The organism is Pseudomonas sp. YA1, from assembly GCF_058680555.1.
In genome coordinates this window covers 57,617-76,051 of sequence record NZ_JBZWBG010000019.1, presented here as the reverse complement: position 1 = coordinate 76,051, position 18,435 = coordinate 57,617, and the positions used below count along the sequence as shown (strand labels likewise).

The window sequence follows — 18,435 nt, the reverse complement described above, 5'->3', positions numbered from 1 at the left end:
TACCTCACTTGATATACCAGCCCCAGGGGCGGTCGCTGTCGTAGCGTGTGATCTGCTTGGTTTCCAGGTAGTTGTCGAGGCCCCATTCGCCCAGCTCGCGTCCTATGCCGCTGTGCTTGTAGCCACCCCAGGGCGCCTCGGTGAAAGTCGGCTGCGAGCAGTTGATCCAGACGATTCCGGCACGAAGGCGGCGGGCGACGCGCTGGCAGCGCTGCAGGTCGCGGGACATCACTGCGGCACCCAGGCCGAAGCGCGAGGCGTTGGCCGAACGTACGGCTTCCTTCTCGTCGTCGAAAGGGCGCACGCAGACCACCGGCCCAAAAATTTCCTCGTTCCAGATCCAGGCGTCTTCCGGCACGTCGGCGAATACCGTGGGCTGTACATAGAAACCCTTGTCCAGGCCGGCCGGGCGTTTGCCGCCGCAGACCAGCCGCGCGCCATCCTCGTGGCCACGGGCGATGGCCTGCAGCACCTTGTCGTACTGGGTCCTGTTCACCAGCGGACCGAGCAGGACGCCTTTCTCGAGGCCGTTGCCGATGGTGATTTTGCGGGCTTCCTCGGCCAGGCGTTCGAGCAGGGGCTGGTACAGGGCGCGCTCCACCAGCACACGGGAGGTGGCGGAGCAGACCTCGCCCTGGTTCCAGAAAATGCCGAACAGTATCCACTCCACCGCGGCTTCCAGGTCGCTGTCGGCAAAGATCACGAAGGGCGACTTGCCGCCCAGTTCCAGGCTGATGTTCTTTATGTCGCGGGCCGCGGCCTGCATGATCCGGCTGCCGGTGGGGACGCTGCCGGTGAAGGCCAGCTTGTCGATATCCGGGTGCTCGGCCAGCGGTGCGCCGGCGTCCGCGCCGAGACCGGTGACCACGTTCAGCACGCCCGCCGGCAAGCCGGCCTCATGGGCGATTTCAGCCAGGTGCAAGGCGCTCAGCGGGGTCAGCTCCGAAGGCTTGAGGACCATGCAGCAGCCGGCGGCCAGTGCCGGTGCGACCTTCCAGGAAGCCATCAGCATCGGGAAGTTCCAGGGGATGATCGCGCCGGCCACCCCGACGGGTTCTCTGCGCGCCACGGCACTGAAGCGCTCGTCGGCCAGGGCGATCTGCCGCTCCCGGTTCGTGTCCAGCCGTTCGGCGAGGTCGGCGTAGAAATCGAAGCAACCGGCGGTGTCGTCGATGTCCCACAGGGCTTCGGGCAGCGGCTTTCCATTGTCTCGTACCTCCAGTTCGGCCAGCTCCCGCTGGCGGCCGCGGATGCCCTGGGCGATGCGTCGCAGTACGGCGGCGCGCTCGGCACCGGCGAGGTTCGGCCAGGGACCGTCGTCGAAGGCGGCGCGGGCGGCCTTGACCGCGGTATCGATGTCTTCGGCGGTGGCGGCGCCGACACGGGCGAGCAACGATTCGTCGCTCGGATCGAAGGTCTCGAAGCTGCCGCCTCTGGCGGGAGCGATCCACTGGCCGTCGATATAGAGCTGCTGATAGTTCATGCGAGTCCTCCGATAAGGGCGAAACGATGGGCGCAGAAAGGCGTCAGGTCCTGGGCCGGCTGGCGATCCGCGGCCAGGTCGGTGACCAGGCGGCCGGTGGTGGCGCCGAGGGTCAGGCCGAGTTGGCCGTGGCCGAAGGCCATCAGCACGTTGTTCAGGCGCGGCGAGCGGTCGATCACCGGCTTGGTATCGGGCAGGAACGGCCGGTAGCCGACGCCGAATTCGACCTGCTCGGTTTTCAATCGAGGCAACACGCGGCGCGCTTTTTCCAGGATGATTTCGGCGCGTCGAAAGTTCGGCTCGGCGTCGGGGCCGGCGAATTCGATAGTGCCGCCGATCTGCAGGCCGCGGGTCATGGGGCTGAAGCAGAAACCACCGTCGGCGTAGATCACCGAGTGACGGATTTCCACGCCGGGCGCGGGTAATACGGCCTGGTAGCCGGCGATGCCGACCAGCGGAATGGCGACTCCCAACTGCCCGAAGAAGCGCCGCGAGCCTGTGCCGGCGGCGACCACCACCAGGCTGGCCGGCAGGCGCTGGCCGCCGGCGAGGGTTACACCGCTGGCGCGGTCGGCGCTCTCGTCGATACGACGGACCTCATCGCGTAGACGGATGCCGCCCTGGGCGATGAAGCTTTCGGTCAGCGCGGCGATGAAGCCTTCGGTGTCGCTCACCGCGCGCCAGTCGGGGAACAGCAGGCCATGGTCGAACTTTCCGGCCAGGGCCGGTTCCAGATCGCCGATGGCGGCGGCGTCCAGTTCTTCGGACTTGAATCCCAGGCTCCTACGCAGCTCCAGATGCGGACGTTCGCGGACCAGGGCGGCGGGGGAGTCGAACACCTCGATGATCGGCCGCTGGCCCAGCAGGTTCCTGTCTGGGCAGGCATCCAGCAAGGGCGCGTAGTCCTCGTAGACGCGATGGGTTAGCCGCGCCAGGTCGCGGGCGATCTCGGTGATCTTCGAATGCCTGGCGCAGGCGACGAAGCGCAGGAACCAGGGCAAGATGCCCGGTAGGGCGCCGGGGCGCAGGGCCAACGGACCCTGCTGGTCGAACAGCCAGCCAGGGACTTTCATCAGAATGCCCGGCTTGGACAGCGGTACCACCTCGCTCACCGCCATCTGCCCGCAACTCCATTTCGCCGTGCTGTCGCCGGGAGCGGCGGGGTCGACCAGGATGACGCGGTAGCCTTCGCGTTGCAGGTAGAGCGCGCAGCAGACGCCGACGATGCCGCCGCCGATGACCACCGCGTCCTGGACAGGGGCCTGCGATCCGTTCATTTCAGGTTCTCGTCGTGATGGGCTGTGCCGGAGAAGTCTTCCAGGCTGAAGCCGTTCCAATAGGGGTGGCTGCGGTCCACATGATGCTCCGAATGACTGGTGATGAAGGCGCGGCCCTCGATGTTCGGATACACCGCCGGGGTGCCGTCGGCCAGTTCGGTGGCGGACTCGACGCGCGCGTCGAAACGGCTGCCGATCAGGCTTTCGTGGCGGAACACCTCGCCGGGCGCCAGCAGCCCCCGCGCATGGCGTTGGGCGACTCGTGCGGAAGTACCGGTACCGCAGGGCGAGCGGTCCACCAGGCTGTCGCCGGCGATCACCACGCTGCGCCCGTCGGAGTCCGCCGCCAGGGGGCGGCCGGTCCACATGCAGTGCCGCACGCCGCGGATGCTCGGGTCCTGCGGATGGACCACGGTGAACTCGCGGTTGATTCGCCGCTGCACTTCGCGCCCCCACTCCAGCAGTTGCTGCGGGCTGAAGTGCTCGCAACCGGGGTAGTTCGGTTGCGGCTCGATGATAGGGTAGAAGTTGCCGCCGTAGGCGATGTCCAGGCGCAACTCGCCCAAGGCCGGCAACTGGACCGTCAGGTCGCGTAGCAGGAGGAAGCTCGGCACGTTGGTGAAACGCACCGAGCCAACCTTGCCGCCTTCCATCCGATAGCGTGCGCGAACCTGCCCGGCCGGAACGTCCACCAGCACTTCGCCTGCCGTGCGCGGTTCGACCAGGCCGCTTTCCAGGGCGAAGGCGATCGAACCCAGGGTGGCGTGCCCGCACATCGGCAGGCAGCCGGACGTCTCGATGAACAGCAGGCTGAAATCGGCCTCCGCGCTCAGCGGCGGATAGAGCAGAGTGCCGGACATGTGGCCGTGGCCACGTGGCTCGAGCATCAGCGCGCGGCGAATCCAGTCGTGCTCGGCGACGAACTGCCGGCGCCGCTCGCTCATGCTGGCGCCGCTCAGCTCGGGTGCACCGGCGATCACCATGCGCACCGGCATGCCTTCGGTATGGCCTTCGATACAGCGGAACGTATGACGGGTCATCTCGGGCTCCTTGGGGTACCGCCGCCACCTATGGCGGGGTACCGGTGCGGGGGTGCTCAGCGCTGGGACGCCTCGAAGACTTTGCGGAACTCGGTCTTCTCCTGATCGCTCAGCGGCAGTAGCGGGGCGCGCGCTTCGCCGGCGGCGAAGCCGGCCAGCTCGCAGCCGTACTTGACCTTCTGCACGAACTTGCCGGCTTCCATGCTGGCCATCACCGGGAACAGCGAGCGCACCACGGCCTGTGCGCCGGCCAGGTCGCCGGAGACGTATTTGCGGTGGAAGTCCACCACCTGGTCCGGGAAGCAGTTGGCCGGCCCGCAGATCCAACTGCTGGCGCCCCAGATAAAGAAGTCCAGGGCCTGGTCGTCCGAGCCGCAGGACAGTTGCAGCCTGCCCTTGTAGGTTTCGCCTATCTCGATGGCGCGCAGCAGGTTGCCGCTGCTCTCCTTGATACCCATCACGCGTGGGTGGTCGGCAAGCGCGCCGAGCACCTCGTAGCCGACTTCCACGTTGGTGCGCACCGGGTAGTTGTAGAGCACCAGGTTGATCTCGGGGAAGGCCTCGAGAATGGTCTTGTAGTGCTGGATCAGCTCGGCTTGCGACGGCAGTGCATAGTAGGGTGGGGCGATGAGGAGGTTGTGGTAGCCGGCATCGACGGTCTGCCTGACCTGCTCCAGCACCTCGCGGGTGCAGGAGCCGTTGGCGCCGGCGATCAGCAGGGCGCGGTCGCCAACCACTTCCTTGACGGTAGCCAGCACCTGGCGGCGCTCCGGGTTGGTCAGGGCGTAGTACTCGCCGGTGGAGCCCAGGGGTACGAAACCGCTGACGCCGGCCTCGAGCTGGTACTCGATGATCGAGGCGAGAGTGTCGTGATCGACGGCCCCTGATTTGTCGAAGGGCGTGACGAGAGCGGGCAGGATGCCTTGCATGTGCATGGTGCGTCTCCGGTTCGGTGGGGTGGGTCAATAGGCGAAGCGTCTGAGCATCCGCGCCTCGACCATGCCGACCAGGCGGGTCAGCGGGAAGGCGACGAGGAAATAGATGACGGCGACGGCGGAGAGGAACTCCACTGGCCGCGCGGTACTGTTGGAAATGTTCTGGCCGACGAACATCAGGTCGGCGACGCCGACGGAGGAGATCAGAGCGCTCTCCTTGAATAGGCTGACCAGGTTCGACAGCAGCGGTGGAACCGCGCGCAGCAGGGCCTGCGGGAAAACCACGTAGAACACCTTGACCCGCATGGTCAGGCCCAGCGCGACACAGGCGTCGTGCTGTTCGGCGGCGATGGATTTCAGCGCGCCGCGGAAGGTCTCGCTGGTGATCGCCGTCATGAACAGCGTCAGGGAGATGGCCACCGAGACGTAGGGCGGAATATCCAGGCCGAACACCACCGGAAAGCAGAAGAACACCCAGAACAGCTGGATCAGTAATGGCGTGCCGCGGAAGAATTCGACGAAGAGTATCGCCGGGACCTTCAGCAGACGGCTGCGTACGTTGCGCAGCAGGGCCAGGCCGAAGCCGGCCAGGCTGCCGAGCAATGCGCAGCCCAGGGTGAAAGCGAGGGTCAGGCCCAGGCCCTTGAGCAGCACATGCCAATAGGCGAAAACGAGGGTGAAGTCGAGCTGCATGGCGGTTTCTCCTCAGCGCTGCACGGCCAGATCCTGGCGCCGCTCCAGGTACTGCACCAACTGGCCGACGGGCAGCGACAGGGCGAAATAGACGAGGGCGATCAGGGTGTAGGTTTCCAGCGGACGGTAGGCCTCGGTGGCCAGGCTCTTGCCCACGTACATCAGGTCGGAAACCGCGACGATAGCCACCAGAGCACTCTGCTGCAGGCTGCCGATGCCATTGGTCATCAGCACCGGTACTGCGCTGCGCAGGGCCTGTGGCAGCACCACGTGGAGCGTGCGCTGCCAGGGCTTGAGGCCGAGGGCGGTACTGGCATCCAGCTGTTCGCGCGGCACCGCCTGTACGCCGGCCCGGTAGGCTTCGGCGTTGAACGCGGTGAGATTCAGACCCAGGGCCAGAAAGCCCATGACGATGGGCTCGATGAACAGGCCGAAGAGCATCGGCAAGCAGTAGAAGAACCACACGATCTGCAGCAGCGCCGGGGTGCAGCGGAAGAATTCGACGAACAGCTGCGCCGGCCAGCGGATGAAGAACCAGCGACTGAGCGTCATCAGGCTCAGGCCGAATCCGGCGACGAGACCGATCAGGTTCGACACCAGCGCCAACTCCAGAGTGACCTTCAGGCCATCGAGCAATGCCGGCAGGCTGCCGCCGAGAAAGTGGAAATCGAACTGGTAGTTCACGACGCCGCCTCCTCAGTCCAGGTGCACGACCTTTTCCAGGAACTCGCGGGTGCGGGTTTCCCTGGGTTGGCTGAATATCTGTTCGGGGCGGCCCTGCTCGACCACCTTGCCATTCGCGCAGAACACCACTCGGGTGGCGATGTGACGGGCGAAATGCATGTCGTGGGTGACGATGATCATCGCCATCTTCTGCTCGGCCAGTTGCAGCATCACGTTCTGCACCTCGATGACCATCTCCGGGTCGAGCGCCGAAGTGACTTCGTCGAACAACATCAGCCGGGGTTCGAGCATCAGTGCGCGAGCGATCGCCACGCGCTGCTTCTGGCCGCCGGAAAGCTGGCTGGGGTAGGCGTGCAACTTGTTTTCCAGGCCCAGGCGGGCAAGGTAGGCGTGGGCCTTTGCGCTGGCCTCGGCCCTGGACCAGCCGCGGACCCTGCATGGTGCGAGGATCAGGTTGCCCAGCACCGATAGATGCGGGAACAGGGTGTAGTGCTGGAAGACCATGCCGATCTGCGTACGCAGGGATTCGTCCAGCGGCTTGCCGTGGCGTCGCTCGCCGTTGATGTAGGGCTTGCCCTGGAAGGAGATGGTGCCGCCCTGGATGCCTTCGAGGCCCATCAGCACCCGGAGCAGGGAACTCTTGCCGCTACCGGACGGGCCGATGATCACCAGGCGGTCGTCGGCGCGCATGTCCAGGTTCATGTCGTCCATTACCACCAGTTGTTCGCCGTACGTCTTGCGGACGCCGCGCAACTGGATGAAGTCGCCGTCGAGGGAGATGTTCGAGGCGAGCGGAACCTGTGGCTGGGTAGCCACCAAACGGGGAATGTTCATTGCAGGACTTCTCCGGGGCCGCCAGTGGGGAGGCAGCCCGCTATGCGAGTCGGGATCTGCTGAGCAGGATTACTGGGCGGAAGCCTGGGCGTTGACCTGGGCGGACGCCTCGTCCACCAGCCGGTCGATCTCGCCGGTCTCGCGGCGTTGGGTCAGGTAGATGTTGAGAACCTGCAGGTCCGCTGCCGAAACGTCGCGGCGCATACCGAAGGAGACGCCCTGTTTGGCCAGCGCCGGCCGGGGCAGGACCTCTTTCGCCCAGGCGTTGGCCAGCGTGTACAGATGGTTGGTGTCGCTGGCATCGACCAGCACGTCGGCACGCCGCGACATCAGGGCAAGGCGGGTTTCGTCCATGCCTGGCAGGCGCATCACGCGGCCTTGCCTGACGACATTGGAAATCGCCTTATCCTGGGCTGTGCCGGACATCACCGCAAAGGTCACACCGGGCTTGTCGTAATCTGCGATGGCGTTGCCTGCCCCGCTGAACTTGGGGTTTTCCTTGTTGACCACCAGCGACACCTGGTAATCGGTCGCTGGTGCGGAGAAGGATACCGCCAGGGCCCGCTCCGGCGTCTGGTTGAGGGCCATGGCCAGGTCCCATTTGCCGCTCTGCAGCCCGGCGACGAGGTTGTCCCAGTTGGTGTCGACGAATTCCACCCTGACCTTCAGCACTTTCTCACCGAAGTTGCGGCACAGGTCGACGAAGTAACCGCTGTATTGGCCGCTGCCGGCATTGCGCATGACATACGGCGCGGCGACCGCGGCGCCGCAGCGTAGCACGCCGGCCTTCTGTACGTTCTGCCACAGAGAAGCATCGTCGGCGGCCTGGGAAGGGGCGTGGCCGAGCAGGATGCCGAGGGCACCCGCACAGACCAGTAGGTGACGGATGGAGCGAGGAAGCAAACGAACCATTTTGACCTCTCCGTTGATTTGTTCTTGTAGGCAGAAGGGCAAATAACCTATCGCTGCGTGTTTCGTTGTGTTCCATGCTGTGTGCAGCAATGTATGCAGAGTATTTTCAACACACGAGTCCTGTCAACAGCTCACGGCTGATTCGTTCGCCAGTCGCGACTGATCGGTCAGGCGAGCCCGTCCGCTGGAACCAGTCGCACGCCTTCGCTCTCCAGGCGCCCGCGATACGTTCGCCGAGGCTCTGCTGGCGGCTTCCCACTGGTAATCTTGTGGCGGGTCGGCGGACGGGCGTTTCGCCCATGCGCCCTGCGCGAGGCGCCGGCCAGTCATCCTTCCCGCGTTCAAGGAACCGACCATGCACGACCTGCCTACCTACGACGATGTGATCGCCGCCGCCGCGCGGATCGCCGGGCATGCCAACCGCACGCCGGTGATGTCCTCGCGTACCCTCGACGAAGAACTCGGCGCGGAAGTCTTCTTCAAATGCGAAAACCTGCAGCGCATGGGAGCGTTCAAGTTCCGCGGCGCCTTCAACGCGCTGTCGCGGTTTTCCGCCGAGCAGCGTGCCGCCGGGGTGGTGGCGTTCTCCTCCGGCAACCACGCCCAGGCCATCGCCCTCTCGGCGCGCTTGCTGGGGATCCCGGCGACCATCGTGATGCCGGCCGACGCGCCGGCGGTGAAGATCGAGGCGACCCGTGGCTACGGCGGGCAGGTAGTGCTCTATGACCGCTATACGGAAGATCGCGAGCAGATCGGCCGCGACCTGGCGCAGCGCCATGGCCTGACCCTGATCCCGCCCTACGATCACCCCGACGTGCTGGCCGGGCAGGGCACCGCGGCCAAGGAACTGTTCGAAGAAGTCGGTCCGCTGGACGCCTTCTTCGCGCCCCTCGGCGGCGGCGGCTTGCTCTCCGGCTGCGCCCTGGCGATCCGCGCGCTGGCGCCGGCCTGCCGGATCTACGGGGTGGAGCCGGAGGCCGGCAACGATGGCCAGCGTTCGCTGCGCAGCGGCGCCATCGTGCATATCGATACGCCGCAGACCCTCGCCGATGGCGCCCAGACCCAGCATTTGGGCAATCTCACCTTCCCGCTGATCCAGCGCAACGTCGATGACATCCTCACCGCCAGCGACGCCGAACTGGTGGATGGCATGCGCTTCCTCGCCGCGCGGATGAAGCTGCTGGTCGAGCCCACCGGTTGCCTCGGCCTGGCCGCCGCCCGCCAGCGCAAGGACGAATTGCGCGGCAAGCGGGTCGGGATCCTGCTCAGCGGCGGTAACGTCGACCTGGCGCGTTTCTGCGCCTTGCTCGGCGGCTAGCCGGCCGCTAGAGGCCGAGTCCTTCGCTGGCTGCCCAGCGCGCCATCAGGCGGTTCGACGGCAGGCTTTCGTCGAGCAGCTTGCGCGCGCTTTCCACCCCCGCGACCGGCAGGCCCTGCGGGTCGAGCAGGCCGATCTGCACCAGCACGCCGGCCTGGTCCCAATAGATGTGCTCGTGGTACAGGCGGTCGCCGCGAAAGCGCACCACGCCGAGCATGGGGATTTCCACGAAGCGCCCGGTGGGTGGGACGCCGGGCAGCAGCCAGTCGATCTCGCAGCTGTGGGTGAAGCGCATGACGAACTCGTCGACCACCTGCAGCGCCCCCACCGTCCGCGAAATCGGCGTGAGGGTCATGTCCGGCGGGTTGCCGTGGATGAAGTGATGGCGGTAGAAGCGGCTCAGTTCGCGCTGGCCGACGCCGCCGGTGAGGGTCGGGACATGGTTGACGTAGGGCTCGGCGACCATGGTCGCCATGGTCGCGGCGACGTCGCGGGTATCGAACTCGTGGCGCACATGCTCGTCCCACAGCGCGGAGAGGTCGAAGTTCGGCCCGATCTCCCGCTTCAGGGCGGCGATGCTGCGTTCGTGGGCCATCAGGTAGGCCGGTTTGTCGAAGTGCATGCCGCCGACGCGGGCGAAGGCGTGATCGACGCCGGGGTAGAGGTACAACTCGGTCTTGGGCAGGTTGCGCAGGCAGGGCAGGATCGCGTCGCGGGCCTGCTGCGGGCAGTAGGCGTCCTGTTCGGCGAAATGCAGCACCAGCCGGCCCTTGATCTGTTTCGCCTCGTCGAGCAGCGCCTCGATGCCCATGCCATAGTAGCCCACCGAGCAGGAGACGTCGGTGCGCGTCGCGGCGAGGTAGGCCAGCTTGCCGCCCATGCAGAAGCCGACGAAGCCGATCCCGGCGTGGACCACCTCCTCGCGTTGGCGCAGGTGCTCGATACAGGCGGCGATGTCGTCCACCGCGGCGTCCAGGTCGATGCGCTGGAACAGCTCGATGGCCTTGGCGAAGGCCGCTTCGTCGTAGCCCAGGTCGACCCCCGGCTGGAGCCGCCAGAACAGGTCGGGGACCAGGGCCACGTAGCCCTCTTCGGCGTACAGGTCGGCCACCGCGCGCATGTTCGCGTTGACGCCGAAGATTTCCTGACCGATCACCACGCCCGGCCCCTTGCCGCTGGCGGGGAGCGCGAGATACGCGTCGAACCGGCCGCTGCCGTCGGACGCGGCGATGCTGACGTACTGTCCCATGCCTGGATTCCTCATCGGGTTGTTGTTGGAGTGGGAAAACGGGAAAGCGAAGCGAACCAGCCTAGTAGGAACCGGCCGGCGGGTCATTGGCTATCCGCATGCTGGCGGGAGGGTATCCGGATTGTCCGGGAGCGAGGGGCGGGAGGCGGCGCGATCCTCGGCGAGCCGCTCGCGGATACCGCTCAGTCCCGCTGGCGCTGCCAGGGCGGGCCCGCGGCGAACCGCGCTTCCACCCATTGGCGGAACGCGCTGGCCGCCGCCGTGGCGTAGCGCGCCGAGGGGCGCACCAGGTAGACGCCGGCGTCGGCATCCAGTTGCCACTCCGGCAGCACCCGTACCAGCCTGCCGGCTTCGAGGTCGCGGCTCATCAGCCACTCGCCGGCGGCGAAGATGCCCAGGCCCTGGCGTGCGGCGCAGAGCAGGGCCTCGTTGTCGTTGCTGACCATCGAGCCGCGTACCCGCACGGGCTGCTGTTCGTCCTGGCGGGTCAGCTTCCATTCCGGGTACGAGTGCAGTCCGCTGAAGCCGAGGCAGTTGTGTGCCGCCAGGTCGGCCGGGATACGCGGTACCCCATGCCGCTCCAGGTAGTCTGGAGCGGCGCCGAGGATGCGCCGATGGGCGCACAGCCGCCTGGCCACCAGGCGGCTGTCGGCCAGTTCGCCGACCCGGATCGCGAGGTCGAAGCCTTCCGCGATGATGTCGACGAAGCGCTCCGAATAGTCGGTTTCCAGCACCACCTGCGGATGCGCCAGGGCGAACTCCGCCAGCAGCGGACCGAGCCAGAGCCGGCCCATCGCCGACGGCAGGGCGACGCGCAGGCGTCCGCGCAGTTGCGCGGCGCCCAGGCTGGCTTCGTGCTCGGCCTCGTCGAGCAGGTCGACGGCCTGGCGGAAGCGGCTCGCCAGGCGCTCGCCTTCATCGGTGAAGCGCAGTTGCCGGGTGGTGCGTTCGACCAGGCGGATGCCGAGGCGACGCTCCAGTGCGCCGAGCCGCTTCGAGAGCACCGAGGGATGTCGTTGCAGGGCGCGGCCGGCGGCGGCGAACGAACCGTGCTCGGCCAGGGCCAGGAGCGTGGCGACTTCATCGGCCTGCCGGCTGTCGAACGGTTGCATGCATGCGCCTCTTGCGGGTGGGTCAGGGCAAGAGTACCAGCGCGCCTTGCGAGCGTCCCTCCAGCAGATCGGTATGCGCCACGGCCGCCTCGGCCAGCGGGTAGCGCCGCCAGACCCGGGGCTGGATGACACCGTCTGCATGGGCGCGCAGCACAGCCTGCGCGCGTAGCCGGTATTCCTCCGGGTTGGCGGTGTGGGCGGCGAGCGAGGGACGGGTGAGGAACAGCGAACCCTTGGCGTTGAGGGTGGCGACTTCGACGGCTGGCGGCACGCCGGAGGTAGCGCCGAAGGACACCAGCAGGCCGCGCGGACGCAAGCTGTCCAGGGACGCCTCGAAGGTAGCGCGACCGATGGGGTCGTAGACCACATCGACCTTGCGCCCGGCGGTCAGCTCGGCGACCTGGGCGGCGAGACTGGCCGCGTCGAACACCAGCACCTCGTCGCAGCCGGCAGCCCTGGCCCGCTCGACGCTTTCCGCCTTCGACACCACGCCGATCACCCAGGCGCCCAGGTGCCGGGCCCAGGCCGCCATCAACTGGCCGACGGCGCCCGCCGCGCCGTACAGCAGGATGCGTGTGCCGGGCCCGACGGGGTAGGTGGCATGCAGCAGGTAGTGCGCGGTGATCCCCTTGAACAGCAGAGCCGCCGCGTCCTCGAAAGCGAGTGTGTCGGGCAGCTTCAGCAAGCGCTCGGCGGGGTAGAGCCGGGCGCTGGCATAGGCGCCCAGCGGGCCGGTGGCATAGGCGACGCGGTCGCCCGGCGCCAGTCCGGAGACTCCCGGACCCAGCGCGGCGACCACTCCGGCGCCTTCCAGGCCGAGGCCGGACGGCAGCGGAATCGGTACCGCTCCCGAGCGCTGGCCGAGGTCCAGCGGATTGACGCCGATGGCGGCCTGCTCCAGCCAGACCTCGCCGGGGCCCGGTTGCTGCGCCTGGACTTGCTCCAGGCGCAGGACCTCGGGGCCTCCGTTTGCGTTGAGGGTGATGCGACTGGGCATGGCGGTCTCCTTGGCTGCGTTCGTCGTTCCGGCAGTCTAATGAAGCATCCGGGGATGACCAGGTAGGTTCTTTGCAGTTGATTGCTGCACCACATGCAGTAGTGAGACGGTGCTCCAAGGTGACCGAAAGTCGTGTTTCCGTATCGACGGGATTCGCCTAGTGTAAGGCGGCAGCCTGGACGGCCATGGTCCCTGTGGTCGCCGGGATCATTTCGGGAGAGTCCCATGACGGCACCTTTCAAGGATCATTTCTCCACCGGTTCGGCGAACTACGCCGCACATCGTCCGACCTACCCGGCGCGGCTGGTCGACGAGCTGGCCGCGCTCTGCCCCGGCACCCGCCTGGCCCTGGACTGCGGCTGCGGCACCGGACAGCTCACGGTGCTGTTGGCCGAGCGTTTCGAACGGGTGGTCGGTACCGACGCCAGCGCCGCGCAGATCGACAAGGCGCAGGCTCGCGAGCGGGTCGAGTATCGCGTGGCCCTGGCCGAGGACAGCGGGCTGCCGGCGGCCAGCGCCGACCTGGTGACGGTCGCCCAGGCCGCCCACTGGCTGGACCTGCCGCGCTTCTACGAGGAAGTCCGGCGTGTGGCCCGTGCGGACGCCATCCTGGCTCTGGTTACCTATGGCGTATTGCATGTCGACGGCCCCATGGAACCGCTGGTCCAGCACTTCTACCACCAGGTCGTCGGCCCCTACTGGCCTGCCGAGCGGCGCCACGTGGAGGAGGGCTACCGCAATCTGCCGTTCCCCTTCGAGGAGCGTCGCCTGCCGGACCTGGCCATCGAGGTGGCCTGGACCCTGGACGAACTGCTGGGCTATGTCGGTACCTGGTCGGCGGTGAAGGAAGCCGGCAAGGCCCTTGGCCAGGATCCGGGCGCCGCGTTCGTCGATGAGCTGCGCGAAGCCTGGGGCGACCCGCAGACGCGCTATCGGGTCAGTTGGCCGCTGACAGTGCGCGCCGGGGTGATCCGCTGAGCTATCGAAAGCGCTTCGAGTCTTCAGTCATGACCGCGGAGGAACGTGACCACCGCGTCCAGCACCGCTTCTGGCTGCTGGCGATGGGGAACGTGGCCGCAACCCGGTAGCGGTCGCAACGTTGCCGGACCGCCGGCAAGGCGGGCGAGGCGTTGCGGATGTCGTTGCGAGCCATACTCGTCGAGTTCGCCATGCAGGCTCAGGATCGGGCAGCGCACCCGCGCCAGGTCGGCGTCCAGGTTCCAGTCGGCGAAGTCTTCGGAAAGCCAGGTGTCCACCCAGCTGCGTAATACCCAGCGTGCCTTTTCGCCGTGGTAGCGTTCCAGGCGTTGCAACTGTCCGTCGCGGGCGAAGACGCGGTCGGCGGCGCGGATGCCGTCTAGGGTGAGGGGCTCGACGAAGGTCAGCGCCGCTTCGACCACCAGCGCTTGACAGGCCTGCGGCCACGCCGCCGCACAGGCCACCGCCATCGAGCCGCCAACGCTGTGGCCGAAGGCGATGAAGCGTTCGATCCCTAGTTGTCGCAGGACGACGGGAAAGTCCCGGCGCGCTTCGTCTTCGATGAAGTCCAGGGGCAGGGCATCGGGGTGGGCAGGCGAGAGGCCGAAGCCAAGCCGGTCATAGGCGACCACCGGACGTCTGCTGGCGGCTGCCAGCCGTTCCGGGAAGTCCCGCCACAACGCCACGCAGCCCAGCGACTCGTGCAGCAGCACGATCGGCAGCGCGGAGCCGGCTGCGGCGGGCGTCCAGCGTTTGGCGAAGAGCTGCCCGCGGGGCGTGTCGATCCGGTATTCGCGGCTTTCTATGGGGGACATGGACGGCTTCCTTCTCGAGTCTCGGGTGGTTGACTGGCGCAATAGGCCGATTGGTCGGCATGGGCCGGCCTTATCCGTCGCTAGGGTGACGGGAGGCTTGTCGATACTATGTAGGCTCTTCGCAGGAAACGATCCTCGAAAGGGCTCTTCGATAGTCCGATCGGGCCAGGAGGGGCGGTGAAAGAAGTTGCGGTGCTAGCCTACGATGGTTGCTGGGGGATGGGGGTGTTCGCCGTGGCGGACTTTTTCCGCATCGTCTCTCTGTTGGAGGCGCATATCGGCCTGGAGCCATCCTTTCGAGTGCGCATCCTTGCATCGGCCCGCGAGGTGACGGTCGCCAGCGGCCATTCGCTGCGAGCGGACGCGATCCTGGAGATCGACGCGGACTGCGACCTGCTGGTGATTCCCGCCATCGAGGGAGCGCGGCTGGCCGGCTTCGTACCGGATGCGGCGAGCCTGGCCTGGATCGCGCAGCGGATCGACGCCGGTGCCCGGGTCCTCGCCCTCACCACCGGGGCCGCCTGGCTGGCCGCCAGCCGGCGCGCCGACGGTCTCCTGCTGGCCAGCCACTGGGCCTACGTTCGGCAGTTGGCCAGGCGCTATCCGCAATGCCGCTTCATCGGCCAGCGTTCGTACCTGCAGGCTGACGGACTCTATACCACCGGCTCCCTGGGCGGCTGCTTCGATGCCTTGCTGGAAATCATCGCCCGGGAGCGAGGCGACCGCTTCTCGCAGCTCTGCGCCACCCACCTGCTGGTCGCCGATGCGCAACGCCTGAGTCCGATCCTGCCGGGTCGCCGCAACCATCGCGATGAGAGCATCCTTGCGTTGCAGGACTGGATCGAGGCCAACCACGCCGAGCCCCTCGGCTTGGAACGTATGGCCGCCCAGGCCGGCCTTGCGTTGCGTACCCTGAAACGTCGCTTCGGTGCTGCCACCGGGCTTTCGCCGATCCGTTACCTGCAACAGGTCCGGGTCGACCGGGCGAAGAAGTTGCTGCTGGCCACCCCGCTGTCGATTCGCGAGATTGCCTACGAGGTGGGCTACGAGAATGTCAGCTTCTTCGTCAGGCTGTTTCGCAAAGAGGCGGGCGACACCCCGTCGCATTGGCGGGGCCGGGTGCGCGGGCCGGAGCGTTGAGGTCGATATAGCGGGATACGGCCACCGAGCAGACGCATGGCAGGTTCGCTATCTCGGTTCGGCGGGCAGGCGACTTGCGATGCATCCACTTTCGTTGCAGGTTTCGCGCGTCGTGTGGAAAACGCACTGCATCGAAGATGGGTCTTGTCTTCGCCCGGTTTCATTGCGCCGGTTGCTGGATATCGAGGGTGCACTTCCCAGGATGATCGGCTCTTCTCGGTGAGAGTCGTTGCCCCTTGCCCGGATCGTCCGGGCGTTCTCCTGCGGGTACGCAGATGAGGGGCGTTCAATCTGGCGGGAGTGCCAAGGTGTTTCAGCCTGTTGAAGGCTCTTATCGAATCAGAAAAACCTTACGCCAGAAGTAGTGGGGGCTGATGGCCCCGCTCGCTTCGATCCTTCATGGTTAGCGGGTTCTGTTCTTCTTCGCCGTGGAGAGTTTTTCTGTGAGTGGTTCCCTCTTGGTACCGGCCAGTCTCGCCAGTCGCATCAGGCTCCTGCTGGTCATGACCCGGCGCGAGGTCGAACTGCGTTATCGCGACGCCATGTTGGGCCGCATCTGGATCATCGTCTCGCCGTTCCTGCTCTTGCTGATCTATACGTTTGTCTTCGGCTTCGTGCTGAAGTCGCGCTGGGGCGGAAGCCAGAGCACGCTCTCCTTCGCCTTGACCCTGTTTTCCGGACTCCTGCTGAACGGGATTCTCGCTGAAAGCCTGTCCAGGGCCCCGACTATCATCCAGGCCAACGCCAACTACGTGAAGAAGCTGGTTTTTCCCCTGGAGATACTTCCCCTCACACCGCTGCTGGCCGCTTTCTTCAACGCCATGCTCGGCTATCTGGTGCTCTGTATCTTTCTTCTCTTCAGCGGCGTCGAGCCGGGCTGGCAACTGGTTCTGCTACCGCTTGCCCTGCTCCCCTTCCTGCTCTGCGTGACGGGGCTGGCGTGGTTCCTCGCGGGGCTCGGGGTCTATGTTCGCGACATAGGGCAGTTCGTCCAGTTTCTCCTGGTGCTTCTGCTATTCATCAGCCCGGTGTTCTATCCGCTGTCATCCTTGCCACCGGTAATGCAGCCCTACCTGTACCTCAATCCGCTGACGATCCCGGTGGAAATGGTCAGGGCGATCCTTTTCGATGCTCCCTATCCGACCCTTGGGGTCTTCAGCGTTTATTGCGTTGCGTCGCTGCTGGTCTGTTCATCGGGCTTCCTCTGGTTCCGTCGGGTACAGGAAGGTTTTGCAGATGTCCTCTGAGGCCGTTTCCCCGGGCCCGCAGGTGACGGCCGAGTGGATACCGCTGGGGCAGCGTTTGCTCGAACGCGGGTTGGTGAGCGGCCAGGAACTCGAGCGGGCGCTCGACCTGCAACGCCGGCTTGGCGGCCGTCTGGGAGGCATTCTCGTGCGTTCCGGAGCCATCTCGGAAAATACCCTCATGCAGGTGCTGGCGGAGCAACTGCGGTTGCCGATGGTGGGGGCCGACCTGCGGAAGCCGAGCGAAGAGTCCATCGCCGCATTCCTGCTCAGTACCCCGATCAATACCGACTGGTTCGTCGAAGAACAGCTGGTGGTCTGGGAGGAGGGCGAGCAACTGCTGTTCGCGGCGCGTGACCCATTATCTCCTTCGATACGCGAAACCCTGGGCTATTTCTATCCGGAGCGCTCGATTCAAGCGGTGCTGTGCCGCTCCCAGGATCTGGACGGCTGGTTGGAGCATTCCCTGGACCTGGCTCGGCAAGGTGCGGATCGGCACGCCTACGGCAGCGAAGACATCCGCTACCTGCGGGAGCTGGCGGAGGAGGCGCCGGTAGTCGAACTCGTCAACAACGTGATGAGCCAGGCCATGGAAAAGCGCTCTTCGGATATTCACATCGAACCCCGGGAGTTCGACTTCCGTATCCGCTTCCGCGTCGACGGCGTCCTGCACGACCAACTGAGCCTTCCCCGCGAGCGATTCGCGGCGGTCGTCTCGCGGATCAAGCTGATCTCCGCCATCGACATCGCGGAGCGACGGTTGCCGCAGGATGGACGCATGAGCATCCGGGTCAGCGGTACGGAGCTCGACGTGCGGGTCTCCACCTTGCCAGGGGTGCATGGCGAATCGGTGGTCATGCGCCTGTTGCCGAAGGAGCGCGAGGGGTTGCGCCTGGACCGGCTCGGGATGCTCCCGGACCACTTGCGGAGGATGCGTGCATGGGTAGCGGAACCCCACGGCATCATCCTGGTGACCGGCCCCACCGGATCGGGCAAGTCCACCACGCTCTATGGCGCGCTGGAGGAAATCAATGATGGCGTGCGCAAGCTCATCAGCGTGGAAGATCCCGTGGAATACCAGGTGCCCAATATCACCCAGGTCCAGGTCCATGCCGACATCGGCCTGACCTTCGCTGCCGCCTTGCGCTCGATCCTGCGGCAGGATCCCGATGTGATCATGATCGGGGAGATACGCGACCTGGAGACGGCGGAGATCGCCGTACAGTCCTCGCTCACCGGTCACCTGGTGCTTTCGACCCTGCATACCAACGATGCGGTGAGCGCCTTCACGCGCTTGATCGACATGGGCGTGGAACCCTTCCTGGTGGCTTCGCCGGTGCGCGGTGTCCAGGCCCAGCGACTGGTGCGCAGGTTGTGCGCCCACTGCGCGGAACATTGCGAGCCAACCCTTGCTGCGGCCGATCTGGCAGCGACCGAGGCGGCCACCGCGCGGCTGTTCCCGGGGCAGGCAGCGCAATGGCGCGTGGCGCGAGGCTGCGGCCGCTGCGAAGGTACCGGCTACAGCGGCCGTGTGGGCATCTACGAACTCGTCGATCTGTCTTCCGAGATGCGCGACCTGATCGTGCAGAGAGCTTCCCTCGAACAGATGCATCGGCTTGCCGCCAGCCAGGGACAGCGCAATCTGCGTGAAGATGGCTTAATCAAGGCCTGGTTGGGTATGACCAGTCTTGACGAGGTGCATCGCGTGACCAGCGGCTAAGCCC

General features: G+C 66.2%; 17 protein-coding genes. 5 read left to right on the top strand and 12 right to left on the bottom strand.

Annotation, left to right across the window (positions count from 1 at the left end):
* Positions 1–4: 4 nt before the first annotated feature.
* From AC4OR5_RS24470 to AC4OR5_RS24435, 8 genes are all read right to left on the bottom strand, one after another.
* Positions 5–1,483, bottom strand: coding sequence for an aldehyde dehydrogenase family protein (locus AC4OR5_RS24470; protein WP_003090537.1), 1,479 nt, complete (start codon positions 1,481–1,483; stop codon positions 5–7).
* Positions 1,480–2,760 (bottom strand): NAD(P)/FAD-dependent oxidoreductase, encoded by a 1,281-nt coding sequence (locus AC4OR5_RS24465; RefSeq protein ID WP_058155747.1) that lies wholly within the window; start codon positions 2,758–2,760, stop codon positions 1,480–1,482. Before AC4OR5_RS24465 ends, AC4OR5_RS24470 begins: the two co-directional genes overlap by 4 nt.
* Complete coding sequence (locus AC4OR5_RS24460; RefSeq protein ID WP_003090534.1) at positions 2,757–3,800, bottom strand: 4-hydroxyproline epimerase; 1,044 nt, start codon at positions 3,798–3,800, stop codon at positions 2,757–2,759. The genes AC4OR5_RS24465 and AC4OR5_RS24460 overlap by 4 nt, the downstream gene beginning before the upstream one ends.
* A 56-nt stretch (positions 3,801–3,856) precedes the next feature.
* Positions 3,857–4,735: a 4-hydroxy-tetrahydrodipicolinate synthase gene (dapA, locus tag AC4OR5_RS24455; RefSeq protein ID WP_003110100.1), complete on the bottom strand. Its 879-nt coding sequence runs from the start codon at positions 4,733–4,735 to the stop codon at positions 3,857–3,859.
* Positions 4,736–4,762: 27 nt separating this feature from the next.
* Positions 4,763–5,428 carry an amino acid ABC transporter permease gene (locus tag AC4OR5_RS24450; protein ID WP_058155745.1) on the bottom strand — a complete coding sequence of 222 codons (666 nt, stop codon included), beginning with the start codon at positions 5,426–5,428 and terminating at the stop codon, positions 4,763–4,765.
* A gap of 12 nt (positions 5,429–5,440) precedes the next feature.
* On the bottom strand, positions 5,441–6,112 hold the full coding sequence (locus AC4OR5_RS24445) for an amino acid ABC transporter permease (protein ID WP_003090531.1): 672 nt from the start codon (positions 6,110–6,112) through the stop codon (positions 5,441–5,443).
* Between the two features lie 12 nt (positions 6,113–6,124).
* Positions 6,125–6,946: an amino acid ABC transporter ATP-binding protein gene (locus AC4OR5_RS24440; protein ID WP_058134622.1), complete on the bottom strand. Its 822-nt coding sequence runs from the start codon at positions 6,944–6,946 to the stop codon at positions 6,125–6,127.
* Between the two features lie 69 nt (positions 6,947–7,015).
* Complete coding sequence (locus AC4OR5_RS24435) at positions 7,016–7,858, bottom strand: transporter substrate-binding domain-containing protein (RefSeq protein WP_003090529.1); 843 nt, start codon at positions 7,856–7,858, stop codon at positions 7,016–7,018.
* A gap of 355 nt (positions 7,859–8,213) precedes the next feature.
* Here AC4OR5_RS24435 and AC4OR5_RS24430 point away from each other — a divergent pair, with 355 nt between their 5' ends.
* Entirely contained in the window at positions 8,214–9,176 is a 963-nt protein-coding gene (locus tag AC4OR5_RS24430; RefSeq protein WP_003090528.1) for a threo-3-hydroxy-L-aspartate ammonia-lyase, read from the top strand.
* 7 nt (positions 9,177–9,183) lie between these two features.
* Here the strand turns inward: AC4OR5_RS24430 and AC4OR5_RS24425 are convergent, their stop codons facing one another.
* The 3 genes from AC4OR5_RS24425 to AC4OR5_RS24415 all read right to left on the bottom strand — a co-directional run bounded on the left by AC4OR5_RS24425 (position 9,184) and on the right by AC4OR5_RS24415 (position 12,534).
* Positions 9,184–10,425 (bottom strand): dienelactone hydrolase family protein, encoded by a 1,242-nt coding sequence (locus AC4OR5_RS24425; protein WP_003113399.1) that lies wholly within the window; start codon positions 10,423–10,425, stop codon positions 9,184–9,186.
* A gap of 182 nt (positions 10,426–10,607) precedes the next feature.
* The gene (locus tag AC4OR5_RS24420) at positions 10,608–11,537 is read right to left on the bottom strand and encodes a LysR family transcriptional regulator (protein ID WP_019485838.1); all 930 of its coding nucleotides are present in this window, start codon (positions 11,535–11,537) and stop codon (positions 10,608–10,610) included.
* Positions 11,538–11,559: 22 nt separating this feature from the next.
* Positions 11,560–12,534, bottom strand: a complete 975-nt coding sequence (locus AC4OR5_RS24415) for a quinone oxidoreductase family protein (RefSeq protein ID WP_003110096.1) — start codon at positions 12,532–12,534, stop codon at positions 11,560–11,562.
* A 225-nt stretch (positions 12,535–12,759) separates the two neighbouring features.
* Here AC4OR5_RS24415 and AC4OR5_RS24410 point away from each other — a divergent pair, with 225 nt between their 5' ends.
* Positions 12,760–13,512: a class I SAM-dependent methyltransferase gene (locus AC4OR5_RS24410; protein ID WP_033942299.1), complete on the top strand. Its 753-nt coding sequence runs from the start codon at positions 12,760–12,762 to the stop codon at positions 13,510–13,512.
* Between the two features lie 23 nt (positions 13,513–13,535).
* On the opposite strand, the gene AC4OR5_RS24405 is transcribed toward AC4OR5_RS24410, so the two are convergent.
* On the bottom strand, positions 13,536–14,327 hold the full coding sequence (locus tag AC4OR5_RS24405) for an alpha/beta fold hydrolase (RefSeq protein WP_022579960.1): 792 nt from the start codon (positions 14,325–14,327) through the stop codon (positions 13,536–13,538).
* Between the two features lie 177 nt (positions 14,328–14,504).
* Between AC4OR5_RS24405 and AC4OR5_RS24400 the strand changes: the two genes are divergently transcribed.
* The 3 genes from AC4OR5_RS24400 (at position 14,505) to AC4OR5_RS24390 (ending at position 18,431) form a co-directional block, all read left to right on the top strand.
* Positions 14,505–15,467 (top strand): GlxA family transcriptional regulator, encoded by a 963-nt coding sequence (locus tag AC4OR5_RS24400; RefSeq protein ID WP_023094659.1) that lies wholly within the window; start codon positions 14,505–14,507, stop codon positions 15,465–15,467.
* A 443-nt stretch (positions 15,468–15,910) separates the two neighbouring features.
* Positions 15,911–16,714 (top strand): ABC transporter permease, encoded by an 804-nt coding sequence (locus AC4OR5_RS24395; RefSeq protein WP_003097732.1) that lies wholly within the window; start codon positions 15,911–15,913, stop codon positions 16,712–16,714.
* A complete protein-coding gene (locus AC4OR5_RS24390) occupies positions 16,704–18,431 on the top strand; it encodes a GspE/PulE family protein (RefSeq protein WP_058160142.1) in 1,728 nt (575 codons plus the stop codon). Before AC4OR5_RS24395 ends, AC4OR5_RS24390 begins: the two co-directional genes overlap by 11 nt.
* Positions 18,432–18,435 lie beyond the last annotated feature (4 nt).

Bases quoted from the DNA above. Each gene is read 5' to 3' on its own strand.
- AC4OR5_RS24425 (WP_003113399.1), bottom strand. From the start codon at position 10,425: ATGGGACAGTACGTCAGCATCGCCGCGTCCGACGGCAGCGGCCGGTTC.
- AC4OR5_RS24410 (WP_033942299.1), top strand. From the start codon at position 12,760: ATGACGGCACCTTTCAAGGATCATTTCTCCACCGGTTCGGCGAACTAC.
- dapA (WP_003110100.1), bottom strand. From the start codon at position 4,735: ATGCACATGCAAGGCATCCTGCCCGCTCTCGTCACGCCCTTCGACAAA.
- AC4OR5_RS24420 (WP_019485838.1), bottom strand. From the start codon at position 11,537: ATGCAACCGTTCGACAGCCGGCAGGCCGATGAAGTCGCCACGCTCCTG.
- AC4OR5_RS24470 (WP_003090537.1), bottom strand. From the start codon at position 1,483: ATGAACTATCAGCAGCTCTATATCGACGGCCAGTGGATCGCTCCCGCC.
- AC4OR5_RS24440 (WP_058134622.1), bottom strand. From the start codon at position 6,946: ATGAACATTCCCCGTTTGGTGGCTACCCAGCCACAGGTTCCGCTCGCC.
- AC4OR5_RS24460 (WP_003090534.1), bottom strand. From the start codon at position 3,800: ATGACCCGTCATACGTTCCGCTGTATCGAAGGCCATACCGAAGGCATG.
- AC4OR5_RS24390 (WP_058160142.1), top strand. From the start codon at position 16,704: ATGTCCTCTGAGGCCGTTTCCCCGGGCCCGCAGGTGACGGCCGAGTGG.
- AC4OR5_RS24465 (WP_058155747.1), bottom strand. From the start codon at position 2,760: ATGAACGGATCGCAGGCCCCTGTCCAGGACGCGGTGGTCATCGGCGGC.
- AC4OR5_RS24405 (WP_022579960.1), bottom strand. From the start codon at position 14,327: ATGTCCCCCATAGAAAGCCGCGAATACCGGATCGACACGCCCCGCGGG.
- AC4OR5_RS24430 (WP_003090528.1), top strand. From the start codon at position 8,214: ATGCACGACCTGCCTACCTACGACGATGTGATCGCCGCCGCCGCGCGG.
- AC4OR5_RS24450 (WP_058155745.1), bottom strand. From the start codon at position 5,428: ATGCAGCTCGACTTCACCCTCGTTTTCGCCTATTGGCATGTGCTGCTC.
- AC4OR5_RS24435 (WP_003090529.1), bottom strand. From the start codon at position 7,858: ATGGTTCGTTTGCTTCCTCGCTCCATCCGTCACCTACTGGTCTGTGCG.
- AC4OR5_RS24415 (WP_003110096.1), bottom strand. From the start codon at position 12,534: ATGCCCAGTCGCATCACCCTCAACGCAAACGGAGGCCCCGAGGTCCTG.